Origin of the sequence: Actimicrobium sp. CCI2.3, assembly GCF_035019065.1 — a bacterium.
Taxonomy (GTDB): domain Bacteria; phylum Pseudomonadota; class Gammaproteobacteria; order Burkholderiales; family Burkholderiaceae_D; genus Actimicrobium.
Genome location: NZ_JASJWR010000012.1, coordinates 66,856 through 81,726, shown reverse-complemented (window position 1 = coordinate 81,726; position 14,871 = coordinate 66,856). Strand labels below are relative to the sequence as shown.

Annotated in this window: 12 protein-coding genes; 7 read left to right on the top strand and 5 right to left on the bottom strand. The window is 56.9% G+C overall.

Translation table 11 applies throughout. The features are described 5' to 3' along the window. Positions 1-110: 110 nt before the first annotated feature. Positions 111-1,412: a M23 family metallopeptidase gene (locus QN370_RS08910; RefSeq protein ID WP_322126686.1), complete on the top strand. Its 1,302-nt coding sequence runs from the start codon at positions 111-113 to the stop codon at positions 1,410-1,412. Here the strand turns inward: QN370_RS08910 and QN370_RS08905 are convergent. The 3 genes from QN370_RS08905 to QN370_RS08895 all read right to left on the bottom strand — a co-directional run bounded on the left by QN370_RS08905 (position 1,409) and on the right by QN370_RS08895 (position 6,036). Next, positions 1,409-3,316, bottom strand: coding sequence for a sensor domain-containing diguanylate cyclase (locus tag QN370_RS08905; RefSeq protein ID WP_322126687.1), 1,908 nt, complete (start codon positions 3,314-3,316; stop codon positions 1,409-1,411). The genes QN370_RS08910 and QN370_RS08905 overlap by 4 nt on opposite strands. Before the next feature lie 316 nt (positions 3,317-3,632). Further along, the gene (locus QN370_RS08900; protein WP_322126688.1) at positions 3,633-4,274 is read right to left on the bottom strand and encodes a LysE family transporter; all 642 of its coding nucleotides are present in this window, start codon (positions 4,272-4,274) and stop codon (positions 3,633-3,635) included. Positions 4,275-4,287: 13 nt separating this feature from the next. Further along, a complete protein-coding gene (locus QN370_RS08895; protein ID WP_322126689.1) occupies positions 4,288-6,036 on the bottom strand; it encodes a glutamine--tRNA ligase/YqeY domain fusion protein in 1,749 nt (582 codons plus the stop codon). Between the two features lie 23 nt (positions 6,037-6,059). On the opposite strand from QN370_RS08895, the gene QN370_RS08890 reads away from it, so the two are divergent. The 3 genes from QN370_RS08890 to QN370_RS08880 all read left to right on the top strand — a co-directional run bounded on the left by QN370_RS08890 (position 6,060) and on the right by QN370_RS08880 (position 9,080). Then, positions 6,060-6,437: a hypothetical protein gene (locus QN370_RS08890; protein WP_322126690.1), complete on the top strand. Its 378-nt coding sequence runs from the start codon at positions 6,060-6,062 to the stop codon at positions 6,435-6,437. A gap of 446 nt (positions 6,438-6,883) precedes the next feature. Then, positions 6,884-7,876 (top strand): porin, encoded by a 993-nt coding sequence (locus QN370_RS08885; RefSeq protein WP_322126691.1) that lies wholly within the window; start codon positions 6,884-6,886, stop codon positions 7,874-7,876. A gap of 151 nt (positions 7,877-8,027) precedes the next feature. After that, entirely contained in the window at positions 8,028-9,080 is a 1,053-nt protein-coding gene (locus QN370_RS08880; protein ID WP_322126692.1) for a carbonic anhydrase family protein, read from the top strand. Here QN370_RS08880 and QN370_RS08875 read toward each other — a convergent pair whose 3' ends face one another. After that, positions 9,081-9,569, bottom strand: coding sequence for a DUF1499 domain-containing protein (locus QN370_RS08875; protein WP_322126693.1), 489 nt, complete (start codon positions 9,567-9,569; stop codon positions 9,081-9,083). Positions 9,570-9,623: 54 nt separating this feature from the next. Beyond that, positions 9,624-10,862: a CaiB/BaiF CoA-transferase family protein gene (locus QN370_RS08870; RefSeq protein ID WP_322126694.1), complete on the bottom strand. Its 1,239-nt coding sequence runs from the start codon at positions 10,860-10,862 to the stop codon at positions 9,624-9,626. Positions 10,863-10,938: 76 nt separating this feature from the next. Between QN370_RS08870 and ugpQ the strand changes: the two genes are divergently transcribed. From ugpQ to QN370_RS08855, 3 genes are all read left to right on the top strand, one after another. Continuing rightward, complete coding sequence (gene ugpQ / locus QN370_RS08865) at positions 10,939-11,682, top strand: glycerophosphodiester phosphodiesterase (RefSeq protein ID WP_322126695.1); 744 nt, start codon at positions 10,939-10,941, stop codon at positions 11,680-11,682. Between the two features lie 85 nt (positions 11,683-11,767). After that, positions 11,768-14,377, top strand: coding sequence for an alanine--tRNA ligase (alaS, locus tag QN370_RS08860; RefSeq protein ID WP_322126696.1), 2,610 nt, complete (start codon positions 11,768-11,770; stop codon positions 14,375-14,377). Between the two features lie 158 nt (positions 14,378-14,535). Further along, a complete protein-coding gene (locus tag QN370_RS08855; protein ID WP_322126697.1) occupies positions 14,536-14,763 on the top strand; it encodes a sulfurtransferase TusA family protein in 228 nt (75 codons plus the stop codon). Positions 14,764-14,871: the final 108 nt, after the last annotated feature.

Sequence of the window (14,871 nt, the reverse complement as noted above, 5' to 3'; positions counted from 1 at the left end):
GCTGCCGGGAATTTTAAACGCAATCAGAGCGAACACTGCGGGCAACATCAAACTGCGAGCGGAAAATCGGACTAGGATAGGCCGCCCTGACTATCCCGAAAGACATCGCAGTGCGCCTAATCGATTTGCTGTTCCGGAAACTTGCCTTTGTCATGCTGCTATCGTGCTGCCTGATCCTGCTGACTCCGATCACGGGGGCGACGGCCGCGCCGGTGCTCGAAGTGGTGTCGTTCGGTATGGATAACGGTCGTGCCGGGAGCACGATGGCCGCTGCGCCGCAGGATTTTGTCTACGACGGCTTACCGCCAGCCAACGCGCAGGGAAGTACCTGGAGCGGTCCGGTTCTGGTGGCACCAAACGATACCTGGCAAACCATTCTGGCGCGGTCCCAGGCGCCGGCGACTGCCTGGACTGCACGTCTGACGCGGGCAGATCGTCGCGATTGGCCGCAGCGCCCGGTGCGCGGCAGCAAAGTCTGGATCGAATGGAATGGTGCCCATACGCCGCTGGCGGTGTTTTATTCGGTATCGGCACGCCAGATGCTGATGGCCAGGATGATCGAGGGCGAACTGCGTATTCGCGAGGCCACCCGGGACAGCGAGCAGCCGCCTGTGCTGTCCGGCGGCGCGCTCTATGTAGCGGCTGACACGATCGGCTTGCCGGAAGAAATCGTTGACCAGCTGGTGGCGCTGTTTTCGGGGGAACTGGATTTTCATCGCGACCTGACGCAGGGATTCAAGGGGACGGTGCTGTTTGAAATGCAGTTCGATGAAGGACAGATCAGCCGGCCTGGCCGCATCCTCGCGGCCCGTCTGATGACACCGCAGCGCACGCACACGGCCTATCTGTTTGACGACGTGGCTGCGGGCGAACGGCAGTATTTTGGTGCCGATGGCCATCCTGTTCAGCAGACCTTCCTGCAATCGCCCATTTCCTTTTCACGCCAGACCTCGGGTTATTCGGTGGCGCGTTTTCATCCGATCCTGCAATTATGGCGGGCTCATACCGGCGTCGATTTTGCCGCGCCGTCGGGAACGCCCGTGCGGGTGACGGCCGATGGCGTGATCGAGTTTGTCGGCGTGCGGGGCGGGTACGGCAATCTGGTGCGGGTCCGGCATGCCGACGGGTTGTCGACCTACTATGGTCATCTGCAAGGGTTCGGCAAGGGATTGAAGATCGGTGCGGCGGTGCATCAGGGCGACTTGCTGGGAACGGTCGGCATGACCGGCCTGGCCACCGGTCCGCATCTGCACTATGAATTGCGCCGGCTGGGAAAGCCGTTTGATCCGGCTTTGCTGCGCAGTCCGTCGGCATCGTTGCCGGCAAACCAGCTGGCGCGCTTCGATCATCTGGTGCATTGGTACGAGACGCAGTTGTCGGCGTCTACCCGGTCTCATTTCGTGACGCGCTAGTGTGCGCCGTCTTTTTCATACATCCGGTATTGGTTTTTTCCTTCCGACTTGGCGCGATACATCGCGGTATCGGCATTCCTGAGCAGCGCGTCCGACTCATTCCCATCGCGCGGAAACAGGCTGATGCCGACCGAGGTGCCGACCGACTTGATGCCTTGACTGAGGGTGAACGGCCGGTTGAATGCTTCGACAATGCGTACGGCGACGCGGGTCGCATCGTTTTCGGACATGATGGGTTCAAGGATGGCAGTGAATTCGTCGCCGCCGAGCCGCACGACATGGTCGCCGGGACGCAGTACCGATTGCAGGCGTTTGGCTGCTTGCTGCAGCAGTTCATCGCCGGCGGCATGTCCCAGAGTGTCATTGACACTCTTGAACCCGTCGAGATCAACGAAGAGCAGCGCCAGCATGCTGCCCGCCTTGGCGTTGCGCTCGATGGCTGCAGGCAGGAATCCGGTCAGCCAGTGACGGCTCGGCAGGGCAGTGAGGGCATCTTCGTTGGCGACACGGCTGAGTTCATTGTTGTGATTCTTGACGGCAGAAATGTCGCGCAGCGTCATCGCCAGGCCCGTATCGGCGCGCACCAGCCGGCGATGCAGCCAGGTACCGCGCAGCGGACTGTCATCGACGACTTCAAATTCATCTTCGTAAAAGCCGTTCTGCATGGCTTTGTGGAAAACGCTGAACCAGATTTTTTGGGGAATGCCATCGGTGTGTTCGGTAAAACGCGAGCCGATCAGATGTTCCCGCAGCTTGCCGATCAAGAGTGCGCCACGCTCGTTGCAATCTTCAATCAGGAAGTCGACCAGATGCTGTTCGGTGTCGAAGATGGCTCGCAGCATGTAGAAACCTTCGTTTCCCCCTTCGGTCGCTATCCGGTAAGTCCGTTTGACCTCCTCCGACTGGTAGTGTCGTTGCGCCATCCGTGCCGACATGATGATGCCGATCAGCGATAACGCCAGCAGGAACGCGGAGGCGCTGATCGCACCTTGCCGGTAAGTGTCCCAGGTTGCAACGTAAGGTGCCAGCAACTGCTGTTCCGATAAGCCGATCAGCGTCACGAACGGGTAGGCCGACAACGCTTGCCACGCCAGATAACGGGTTTCGCCATCGGCAAAGACAGTGCTGTCGGCGGCCTTGATGACTCCGCGTTGTACCGGTGTGCGAAGCGGCATGTGGCGGATTGCCGGACTGTCGGACGGATACAGCGTATTGCCGATACGCGAGCCGCGCATCGTTCCCTGCTTGTCGGTCACCGCGAGCAAGTCAGCCTGTCCCAGACTGGCGCTGTCAAAAAAAGCGGTGAAATAAGCTGGTTCGACCGAAATCACGATCACGCCATTGAACGCGCCGCTGGCGTCTTGCAAGCGGCGTGACAGTTGTATCGTGGGTCGGTCGAACAGCCCGGGAGACATCAGCGGATCGATGTGAAGATGGTCCGCAGTCGCCTCGCGCTGGACAAGGAAATACGCCATCTTCGCCATGCTCACACCCTGCTTGATGTTGCGGGTGCTTGTGATCACCGCACCTTTGCTGTCAAGAATCGTTGCAGACAACAAGCCATTGTGCGGGAACAGACCCTGACCAAGCTGGTTATCGAGGAGCAGTTGACCATTGCTTTGCTGCCAGTCCAGGCGCAGGTGGATCGCCGACTGATCGGCCTGGTCGAGCAAGCGCGTCAGGTGCTGGGCAAAGGAGGTGGCGATGTAGGAGGCATTCTTTCGTGCATTTCGTTCTACAAATTCATGATCGGACTGGATGATCGACAGCGTGATGCTCCAGATAGCCACCGCCAATAGCAGGCAACCCACGGGCCAGATCAGTATCGTCGTCAGATTGCCTTTGATGAATGCCATACGGGATGGCGGCTTCATCCATGCTTGGGGGGCGCTTTGCTGGGGCATGGCGGTGTCGTCTCCGTAAAGTCATGGGCAAGAGCGTGCAGCAGGTGACTTCTTGCTGCATTTTCCCGCGATAAGAAATTGATAAAAATCATAACACCGTGTAACTATTGGTAGTAATTTGACGGCGTCATTGGCCGAATTGGCCGATGGAAGTGTTACTTGTGAGCACAAGTGCGCTAGTGGAGCGACTTCGTGTGTCGTGTGTCGTGTGTCATGTGTCATGTGTCGTGTGACATCTCGCTGGCCGGAAAAAGGCTTTGTTCATCACGAAGTGTCATTTGCCGGTTCAAGTTTGTCCGGAGACTGAGGCGTCAGTTCAGCTTGTGCCGCGCTTGACGAAAAACAGGGCGGCACCGACACCGATCAACACGCCGCCAAAAAACCGGTTCTGTTTTTTCATGGCGCGCGGATCACGAAAATAACGCTGCATGGATGAAGCGGCAAACGCATAGGTGTGCATGACCATCAGGTCGATCGCACACATGGTGACGCCCAGAATAATCAATTGGGGCAGCAGCGCCGCGTTGCTGGTAATGAATTGCGGCAGCACGGCAACCATGAAAATAATGCCCTTCGGATTGGTGGCATTGGTCAGAAATCCGGTCATCAGCCGCTTGCGCCAGCTTGGTACATCGGCCGCTGCGGACAGGTGGGGGCGGGTCCCGTCGACATCCACTTTGGCCCGCCACTGGCTGATGCCAAGGTAGATCAGATACAGCGCGCCCACAATCTTGACGGCATTGAAGGCGACTTCGGAGGCCAGCAGCAATGATCCGACGCCGGCACCGGCAATCACCAGGATCATCAGCAGGCCGACTTGCAGGCCGGCGATGGTGACGCTGGTGCGTTTGACTCCGTACGACAAGCCGTGCGACATCGACAGCACCGCACCGGAGCCCGGCGAAATGGCGATGATGCAGGCGGCGATGACAAAAGTGATCCAGGTGGCGAGCGTCATGAGGGTTGCCGGCTTACTTGCCCCAGCTGTCTTTCAAGGTGGTGATGCGGTTAAATACCAGTCGGCCAGCCAGCGAGTCATGCCGGTCGGCGACAAAATAGCCGTGCCGTTCGAACTGATACTTGTCATCGGCCTGTGCGGTTGCAAGGCCGGGTTCCACCCATGCTGCAACGACTTCCTTGGCATTCGGATTGAGCGCCAGTTTGAAATCCTTGCCGCCGGCATCCGGTTGCGCATCGGTGAACAATCGGTCGTACAGGCGCACCTCGGCTTGCAGCGCATGCGCAGCGCTGACCCAATGGATATTTCCCTTGACCTTGTAGTTGGCTGAACCTTCGGTGCCTGATTTGCTGTCGGCGAAGTAATTGCAATGCACGGCGATCACATTGCCCTCGGCATCCTTGTCGCAGCCGGTGCATTCGACCACAAAGCCATAGCGCAAACGGACCTTGTTGCCCGGGAACAGGCGGAAATAGCCTTTGGCAGGCACTTCCATGAAGTCTTCCTGTTCGATCCACAACGTGTCGGAAATGGGGAAGTCACGGTTGCCGCGCTCGGGGAAGTGCGGATGGACCGGGGCCTGGCAGGCGACGAGTTCGCCGGCAGGGAAGTTGTCGATGATCAGTTTGAGCGGGCGCAAGACGACCGTTGCTCGCGGTGCTTTCGGATCGAGGTCTTCACGCAGGCAACCGTCGAGTGTGCCGATGTCGATCCAGCTGTCGGACTTGGTGACACCGGATCGCTCGCAGAACAGTTGCAGCGATTCGGGCGTGAAGCCGCGCCGACGCAAGCCGACGATGGTTGGCATGCGCGGGTCGTCCCAGCCATCGACGATGTGTTCTTCGACCAGTTCACGCAGCTTGCGTTTGCTGGTGATGACGTAGGTCAGGTTCAGGCGTGCGAATTCATACTGGCGCGGCAGCGGTTTTTTAAAGTAGCCCCCTTCAGCCAGACGTTCCAGCACCCAGTCATAGAACGGACGGTGATCCTGAAATTCGAGCGTGCAAATCGAGTGCGTGATGTTTTCCAGCGCATCCGAGATCGGATGGGTGTAGTCGTACATCGGATAAATGCACCACGCATCGCCGGTCCGGTGATGGTGGGCATGGCGGATACGGTACATCGCCGGATCACGCAGGTTCATGTTGGGTGAAGCCATGTCAATACGGGCCCGCAGGATGTGCAGGCCATCGGCAAACTCACCGGCCTTCATGCGTCGGAACAGGTCTAGTGATTCTGCCGCCGAACGGGTCCTGAATGGGGAGTCCTTGCCCGGTTCACTGAAGCTGCCTCGGTTGGCCGCCATGTCTTCTGCAGGCTGGCTGTCAATGTACGCATGTCCGGCAGTAATCAGATATTCCGCCATGTCGTAGAGCCGGTCGAAATAATCGCTGGCGTAATACAGGTGCTCTTGGCCCTGGCTGGTCCAGTCGAATCCCAGCCACTTGACCGAGTCGAGGATGGTGTCGACATATTCCTGGTCTTCACGCGCGGGATTGGTGTCGTCAAAACGCAGGTGCGCACGGCCCTGATAGTCGCGTGCCAGTCCAAAGTTGAGGCAGATCGATTTGGCGTGACCGATGTGCAGGTAACCGTTCGGTTCAGGCGGAAAGCGCGTTATCACCTGGGGCAATGGCAGTCCTGCCGCATCCGTGCGACCCGCGTGCGTTTGTGCTGCCAGATCGGCATCGATGATGCTGCGTAAAAAATTGGAAGAAGGTGCTGTGTCTGCCGCGACTAGGCTGCTGTGATCTTTGCTCATGGTGGGCGTTCGGGGTCGGGATAGTGAAGATTCAACATTTTACCGTAGCAGGTAGCTCGGTTCACATTACATCGCCTGCCATCGGGCTGGTTGCTGCGCCGGGGAGGACAGCAAATGCGCAGTCGGGGTCGCCTGCTTCTTCACTTTTTCTAAATCGAGTTATTCAGGACACTAAAAATTCTTTCTTTTTTCTTGCCGGCATCACTTTTACCGAGAAGTGTTGTAAATCCGCATCAAAAAATCATCTGAAGCGTGATTATTTTAGAGTTTTTAAAATGGTGATTTATCAACCATACGGTGCAATCCGGGAGCGGGATTTATTGCGGTGTAGGCAAGGCATGGGAACACTGCCAAAACAGCGGGTAAATCCCGTTTCTCTTATGGCCACATTTAATTTTTAAGCTCTTTGACGGTTTGCGGCAGGCATTTTCCGGATGGGTTGGCAGCCGATTTTCTTGTTTGCCTGATCCCGGGTTCTTTCCTGATCCCGAACTATGGTTGGAATAATTAATTTTATCCAACTTAAATTCATGAGCGTGCGGTGTTTCTGTACCCGGTTTGCCGACCTTTCGGCATCTGCAATCTCGCCGCGCTGCAATGAAATATGTAAAATCCGACAAGTCGATTTTGCAGGACATCTCAGGCACAAACTTGTTGAGAGTTTCGATTAATAAGCAGCTAACAAGCATCAAGCAAGCATCAAGCAAGCATCAAGCAAGCATCAAGCAAGCAGCAAATAAGCAGCAAATAAGCAGTAAATAAAAGCTCGTCAGAAGCTGATCAACAGTCATTGTGACTGCTGATTATTTTCTAGACGAACATCTGTTAATAACCCCAGGGAACAATCATGAAAAAATCATTACTCGTTTTGGCAATTTTCGGCGCCTTTGCCGGTGTTGCGTCAGCTCAAACTTCAATCACCACATACGGTATCGTCGACATGGGCATTACCCGTGAAATGGGCGGCGCTGCTGGAAACGTCACCAAACTGGCGAACGGCGTCCAATCGGGCAGCCGTCTTGGTTTCAAGGGCACCGAAGATCTGGGCAGCGGCTTGAAAGCCATGTTCCAACTGGAAACAGGTATCAATGCTGATACCGGCGGTTTCAGTCAAGGTGGTCTGGCATTCGGTCGTCAAGCCTACGTTGGCCTGAACGGTGGTTTCGGTACCGCGTCAATGGGTCGTCAATACAACCCACTGTTTACCGCCCTGGATGAAGTTGATCCATTCGGCACAGGCCTGGCGGGTTCATCGACCAACCTGTTCATCACCGGCGCAACCCGCGTGAACAATTCGCTGAAGTATGTTGCTCCAGCAATGGGCGGCATCACTGCTGAAGCCATTTACGGTTTTGGTGAAGTTGCTGGCAATTCATCAGCAAGCCGCACCATCGGTGGTTCGGTTGGTTACTCCAACGGCCCGATCATCAGCAAACTGGTTTATGAGCGCGTTGCTAACGCAACCAACACCAGCACCACCAAGTTCACCCAAGGTACCTTCTCGTACAACTTCAATGTTGCGGTCCTGGCAGTCGGCTACGGCAAGACCAAAGACGACACCACGATCAATGCAGACAGCGCAATGGTTGGCGTGACGGTTCCATTCGGTGCCAGCGCTGTGATGGCTTCATACATCCGTCGCAACGACAAGTCGTCGGCGAACCTGGATGCCAATCAATACGCAGTGGGTTACACCTATGCGTTGTCAAAGCGTACCAACCTGTACTCGGCGTATGCACGTATCAAGAATACAAACAACGCCGGCTTCACGGTTGGCGATGCAACATCGGCTGGTTCAGGCGACAAAGCTCTGAACGTTGGTGTTCGTCACACGTTCTGATTGGTAGCAGGCTACGGCCTGCCGCCATCATGACTGCATCACAAGAAAAGCACCTTCGGGTGCTTTTTTATTGTGGTCACTGCTTCTATTGCGCTCAAGTAACTGGTCGGTTGGTCGTTACAAGATTACGTTCTTACTTTGCGGGTTTCTCATGCGTGCTGTCTTATTGTTGTCCGGTAGCTTGTTGCTTCTCGGGTTCGCTCACGCTAATGAACCGGCCGAGCCAGCTACCAAGCCTGCTGCCGTGGTGGGTTCCGGTGCGAAAACAGGTAGCGTCAGTGCCGCCATCAAGGAGGTAAATCAACCTGTCAAACCGCCGTCGGTGATCAAGGAACCACCAATGTCGGCTGCGGAGCGAACGCTGGCGAGGGACGCTGCGCAGCGCGAAGAGGAACTGGGCGCGCGCCTGAAGGCAAGCCTCGCCCGCCTGGAAAGGGCCAATATTGCTGCGCGCCAGGCTGCGCAGCGACCACGGGTTGTGCCACGACCGAAGATCGTTCCGGTGGCAGAGGCAGTCGTGGTGCCACATTCATCACACTGGGATTACGAGGGTGAAAATGGCCCGCTGCGCTGGGGACGAATCAACCCGGCCTGGTCGCAATGCGAGAGCGGCAAGCGCCAGTCTCCGATCGATATTCGGGACGGTATCCGGGTTGATCTGGAGCCGATCAATGTTGACTACAAGCCAGCCCGTTTCAGCGTCCTCGATAGTGGTCACACCATCCAGGTCAACGTGGGCGCGGGCAACACCATCACCATCTCAGGGAAGATGTACGAGCTGGTGCAGTTCCATTTTCATCGGCCTTCGGAGGAGCGTATCAACGGCCGGAATTTTTCGATGGTGGTGCACCTGGTGCACAAGGACGTGGACGGCAAACTGGCAGTCATCGCCGCCATGATTACCGAGGGGGCGACCAGCCCGTTGGTGCAAACGATCTGGAATAACCTGCCGCTGGAAAAAAATGAGGCGACCTCGCCATCGATGACGATCGACATGAACCAGATGTTGCCAGTCCAGCGCGAGTACTACACCTATATGGGATCACTCACTTCGCCACCGTGTACCGAAGGGGTATTGTGGCTGGTGATGAAAGAACCGATTCAGTTGTCCGCACAGCAGATGGCCATTTTTGCGCGGCTGTATCCGATGAATGCGCGCCCGATCCAGATCGGTGGCGGCCGACTGATCAAGGAATCCAACTAATTACGGCGCGTTAAAACGCAGACGGATGGTCTCGAGTCGCTGGCGATTAGTGCCCAGATCCTTGATGCCGAGTCGCGAAGCAGAGCGCATCTGAATCACGCCAGCCGGTTCGTCGAGGACAAATTCGACGTCGTCGACAAATTTGAGCAGCCGGGTCTGGAATTGCGCATACAAGTAGTCAGGATTGGACGTGATCACCGAGACACCGTCCATTTTCCCAACGAGGCCTGCGAGCTTGCGGAACGCTGCTTTGCCGTCGCCCGTGTACTGGATGGGCGCAATGACGTGATAGTCGGTGTGTGGCTGCAACCTGGCATAACTCGACACCACGTTCGACGAGGTCAGGACCGGCGGCTTGAGCATTCCACCGTGCAAGCCAAGATCTTCAGGCCGCTTGCCGCTCAATAGTCCCAGTTGTCCGACGGCCAGCAATCCTAGTGGCAGGACAATAAAAATGAGCAGAGCAACGAGTCCAAGGGTTTTTGTCATGATGGCAATGAGCGAGGTGTCAGGACAGGCACCTTAGCATGGCGTGAACGCCAGCTACAACACATGCCGTTCGCGTAATTGCGCCAGGTAGGTTTCCGAATAACCGAGCAAGTTCTCCAGCACTTCGTCCGTGTGTTGTCCCAGCAGGGGTGGCGCAGAGCGATAGGCCGGGGGCGTCTGTGACATCCGCATCGGACTGCCGATCAGTCTGGCGCTGGCTCCGGCAGGATGCGGCAAATCGACTTGCAATCCGCGCGCAACGACTTGCGGGTTCTCGAAGACCTCTTGCAGATTATTGATCGGGCCGCACGGTACGCCGGCGAGGTCAAGCAAGGTCAGCCATTCTTCCCTGGTGCGCCTGATCACCATCTCTGCCAGCAATGGCACCAGGATTTCCCTGTTCCGGACGCGCAGCGGATTGGTGGCGAAGCGCGGATCGTCAGCGAGCCCGGGGCAGTCGCCGGCGGTGACAAATTTTCGGTATTGGCGGTCATTGCCCGCCGCGACGATCAGGTGGCCATCGGAAGTGGCGAAGGTCTGGTAGGGCACGATGTTTGGATGGGCATTGCCCCAGCGCTGCGGGATGTTGCCGCTGGCCAGATAATTCGTGCCCATGTTGGCCATCATGGCGACCTGCACATCAAGCAAGGCGAGGTCGATGGCCTGACCTTCCCCGGTGCGGTCGCGGTGACTCAAGGCCGCCAGTACCGCGACGCTGGCATACATGCCGGTCATCAGGTCGGTAATGGCGATTCCCGCTTTTTGTGGCCCACCGCCTGGCAACGCGTCGCGTTCGCCCGTGACCGACATGAACCCGCCCATGCCCTGAATGATGAAGTCGTAACCCGGGCGGTGCGCGTACGGCCCGGTCTGGCCGAAGCCGGTGATCGAGCAATAGATCAGATCCGGCTTGACCTGTTTCAGGGACGCGTAGTCCAGGCCATATTTTTCCAGTTGGCCGACCTTGTAATTTTCCAGCACGACGTCCGATTGTGCTGCCAGTTCCCGGATGATTTGCTGTCCTTCTGCCGTGGTGATATCGACCGTCACCGAACGTTTGCCTCGATTGGCCGCCAGATAGTACGCCGCTTCGGTCGTGTCCTCGCCGTCGGCATCGCGCAAGTAAGGCGGTCCCCAGGCACGGGTGTCGTCGCCACTGTCAGGCCGTTCAATCTTGATGACATCGGCACCCAGATCGGCAAAAGTTTGCCCGCACCACGGACCGGCCAGAACGCGCGTCAGGTCCAGAATGCGCAAATGGGAGAGGGCTGAAGGCATGGAATTGTTTGACATGGGCGAACTCGCTTCCGGAAAGTCAGGTTAGGGTCAACAGACCAATTACACTTGAGACGATTACCGGAGAATACAGATGAAAATCACTTGGCCGTTTCCTCGCGTTGTCGCGCACCGCGGTGGCGGGTCGCTCAGTCCTGAAAATACCTTGGCGGCAATGCAGTGCGGGTTGGCGCACGGGTTTCATGCGGTCGAATTTGATGTGATGTTATCGCAGGATGGCGTGCCGATTCTGATGCATGACGAGCAGTTTGGTCGCACTATCGCAGGTGCCGGTGCAGTGCCAACGACAAATGTAGCATTGCTGACCACGATGGATGCGGGCAGCTGGTTCGGCCCGGCGTTTATCGGAGAACGGGTTCCGACCTACCGGCGAGTGATTCAATTTTGCCGGCGGCATCGTATCTGGATGAATGTCGAAATCAAACCGGCCCATGGTGTCGAGCAAGCAACCGGAACGGCCGTCGCGGCAATGACGCTGGCCATGCTTGAGGCCGATCAGGCGATCCCCCTGTTATCCTCTTTTTCGTTCGAGGCATTGATGGCGGCCAAACTTGTGGCCCCTGAAATTCCTCGTGGATGGTTGGTCGAACATATTCCTGCAGACTGGAAAGCGAAGCTGCTGGAGCTCAACGCGGTGGCACTCCATGTCGACCAAACTCATCTCACGGCAACCACTGCTGCGGCCGTCACGAAGGCCGGTTTTGGTCTGTTTTGCTACACCGTGAATACGGCCGAGCGTGCACGCGAACTGCTGGACTGGGGTGTTGACGGCTTTTGTACCGATCGGATCGACCTGATTGGTCCGGACTTTGCCTGACAGGGTTCTGCAGGAAGGATTGCGCCCGAACGGATCACGTATAATCGGGCGCTCGCTGAACCGCATTCTTCCTTACGACGACACCATGAAATCTACCGAAATCCGCGCCAAGTTCCTGACATTTTTTGAATCCAAGGGGCACACGATCGTGCGCTCCAGTCCGCTGATTCCTGGTAATGATCCCACCATGTTGCTGACGAACAGCGGCATGGTGCAGTTCAAGGACGTATTCCTCGGTACGGATCAGCGATCGTATTCCCGTGCAACCTCCGTGCAGCGCTGCGTGCGCGCCGGCGGCAAGCACAATGACCTGGAAAATGTCGGTTACACAGCCCGTCACCATACGTTCTTCGAGATGCTTGGTAACTTCAGCTTCGGTGACTACTTCAAGCGTGATGCGATCCACTATGCGTGGGAACTGCTGACCGGCGTGTACATGCTGCCCAAGGAAAAGCTCTGGGTGACGGTCTATCACGAAGACGACGAAGCCTACGACATCTGGGCCAATGACATCGGCATTCCGACCGAACGCATCATCCGTATCGGCGACAACAAGGGCGCGCGCTACGCGTCGGACAATTTCTGGCAAATGGCCGACACCGGTCCCTGCGGTCCGTGCAGTGAAATTTTCTATGACCATGGTCCCGACATCTGGGGTGGTCCGCCGGGCAGTGCAGAAGAAGACGGCGACCGCTTCATTGAAATCTGGAATCTGGTGTTCATGCAGTTCAACCGTGACGAGCAAGGCAACATGCCGCGCCTGCCAAAACCATGCGTCGATACCGGCATGGGCATGGAGCGTCTGGCGGCCGTGCTGCAACATGTGCACAGCAATTATGAGATCGATCTGTTCCAGAATCTGATCAAGGCGGCGGCGCGTGAAACCGGTACCGCTGACCTGGGTGATAACTCGCTCAAGGTCATCGCCGACCATATTCGCGCCTGCGCCTTCCTGATTGTCGACGGCATCATTCCTGGCAGCGAAGGACATGGCTATGTGCTGCGCCGGATTATTCGTCGCGCCTTGCGCCATGGTCACAAGTTGGGCCAGACCAAACCATTTTTCTACCTGCTGGTCAAGGATCTGGTCATCGAGATGGGTGAGGCTTATCCCGAGCTGACCGAAGCAGCGACGCGTGTCGAGCAAGTGCTGCGGCAAGAAGAAGAACGCTTCGGCGAAACGCTTGAGCACGGCATGAAAATCCTGGAAGCGGCCCTCGCTGCGACGCCCACTCAGCTCGATGGTCAGACTGCCTTCACGCTCTACGACACCTTTGGTTTCCCGCTCGATCTGACCGCGGATATCTGCCGCGAACGCAAGGTCGCACTGGATGAAGCGGGTTTCAACGTTGCAATGGAGCAGCAACGCACGACGGCACGTGCTGCCGGCAAATTCAAGATGGCTGTTGCAGTGGAATACAGCGGGGACAAGACCCGCTTTGTTGGCTACGACGCGCTGGAGCAACATGCAAGCGTGGTCGCCCTGTACGTCAATGGCGCGGCAGTGACGCACATGACGGCGGGTCAGGACGGCATCGTGGTTCTCGATGTCACGCCGTTTTATGCGGAATCGGGCGGGCAGGTTGGTGACACCGGGCTGCTCACGAATGCGGCAGTTCAATTCCACGTGGCTGACACGCTAAAAATTCAGTCCGAGGTGTTCGGACACCACGGCATGCTGGCCGGCGGTTCGCTGAGCGTGGGTGACCAGGTTGCCGCCAGTGTTAATCCGGTGGCCCGTGGCCGCACGATACGTAATCACTCGGCAACCCATCTGATGCACAAGGCGCTTCGTGAAGTGCTGGGCGCTCACGTAGCGCAAAAAGGGTCACTGGTTGATGCCGACAAAACCCGCTTTGATTTCAGTCACAACGGTGCACTGACAGCCGAAGAAATTCGCCAGGTTGAACTGATCGTCAATCATGAAATTCTTGCCAACGTCGCTACCGAAGCGCGCGTGATGGCCTATGACGATGCGGTCAAATTTGGCGCGATGGCGCTGTTCGGCGAAAAGTACGGCGACGAAGTCCGCGTCCTTGGTATCGGCTCCTCAAAAGAGCTGTGCGGTGGTGTCCATGTCTCTCGTACGGGTGATATCGGGTTGTTCAAGATCATCGCGGAAAGCGGTGTGGCCGCTGGTATTCGTCGGGTTGAAGCAGTGACCGGAGAAGGGGCGCTGGCGCTGGTGCAAGGACTCAGTCGGCAAATGCATGACGCCTCGGCCATTCTCAAGGTACAACCGGAAGAACTCACTCAGCGCATCGTGCAAGTTCAGGACCAGGTGCGTTCGCTGGAAAAAGATTTGTCTGCACTGAAGTCCCGGCTGGCAGCAAATCAGGGTGAAGAGTTGTTGGGCCAAGCGGTCGATGTCAAGGGAATCAAGGTGCTGGCAGCCGTCCTGGCGGGTGCCGATGTGGCAGCACTGCGCGTCACGATGGATAAAATCAAGGACAAGCTGAAGACCGCTGCGATCGTTCTGGCTTCGGTCAACGATGGCAAGGTCAGCCTGATCGCCGGCGTGACGGCCGATGCCACGTCGCGAATCAAGGCAGGTGATCTGGTTAATTTCGTCGCATTGCAAGTCGGCGGCAAAGGCGGCGGACGGCCGGATATGGCACAAGCCGGCGGGACGGATCCAAGTGGACTTCTTGCTGCATTACAAGCGGTGCCCGGCTGGGTCGACGGCAAGGTGTGATGCGCGGACATGCCCGGGCCGATACTGATCGATACCGGCTGGGGATGATCTGCAAGTACGTGATACGTCGATGTGGTGGCGGTACCTTGGTGTTCCGTCAACGCTTGGTAGTTTTCCGGTAGAATTTGCCACGTAAAAATAACCTTATGAGCAAGGCCATGGATTTTCATAAAGAACTTGATGCACGCGGCCTCAATTGTCCACTGCCTATTCTCAAGACAAAGAAAGCGCTCGCCGACATGACGAGCGGTCAAGTATTGCGGGTGACAGCAACCGACCCTGGTTCAATTCGTGATTTTCAGGCGTTCGCCAAGCAAACCGGTAACGAATTGCTGGCGCTGACAGACGAGAACAAGGAATTTGTATTTTTCATGAAGCGCAAGTAAGGGCATTGTTTTACAAAATGGGTGTCTATCCCGCGTGCTTCGGCAGCACAAAAGCAAAAGCCTGATTCCCGATTCTAAAAAGACGGGAATCTTTTAAATCTGACAATA

Coding starts and splice junctions, on each gene's coding strand:
- QN370_RS08905 (WP_322126687.1), bottom strand. CDS start 3,316: ATGCCCCAGCAAAGCGCCCCCCAAGCATGGATGAAGCCGCCATCCCGT.
- QN370_RS08880 (WP_322126692.1), top strand. CDS start 8,028: ATGCGTGCTGTCTTATTGTTGTCCGGTAGCTTGTTGCTTCTCGGGTTC.
- QN370_RS08895 (WP_322126689.1), bottom strand. CDS start 6,036: ATGAGCAAAGATCACAGCAGCCTAGTCGCGGCAGACACAGCACCTTCT.
- QN370_RS08875 (WP_322126693.1), bottom strand. CDS start 9,569: ATGACAAAAACCCTTGGACTCGTTGCTCTGCTCATTTTTATTGTCCTG.
- alaS (WP_322126696.1), top strand. CDS start 11,768: ATGAAATCTACCGAAATCCGCGCCAAGTTCCTGACATTTTTTGAATCC.
- QN370_RS08885 (WP_322126691.1), top strand. CDS start 6,884: ATGAAAAAATCATTACTCGTTTTGGCAATTTTCGGCGCCTTTGCCGGT.
- QN370_RS08900 (WP_322126688.1), bottom strand. CDS start 4,274: ATGACGCTCGCCACCTGGATCACTTTTGTCATCGCCGCCTGCATCATC.
- QN370_RS08870 (WP_322126694.1), bottom strand. CDS start 10,862: ATGTCAAACAATTCCATGCCTTCAGCCCTCTCCCATTTGCGCATTCTG.
- QN370_RS08855 (WP_322126697.1), top strand. CDS start 14,536: ATGGATTTTCATAAAGAACTTGATGCACGCGGCCTCAATTGTCCACTG.
- ugpQ (WP_322126695.1), top strand. CDS start 10,939: ATGAAAATCACTTGGCCGTTTCCTCGCGTTGTCGCGCACCGCGGTGGC.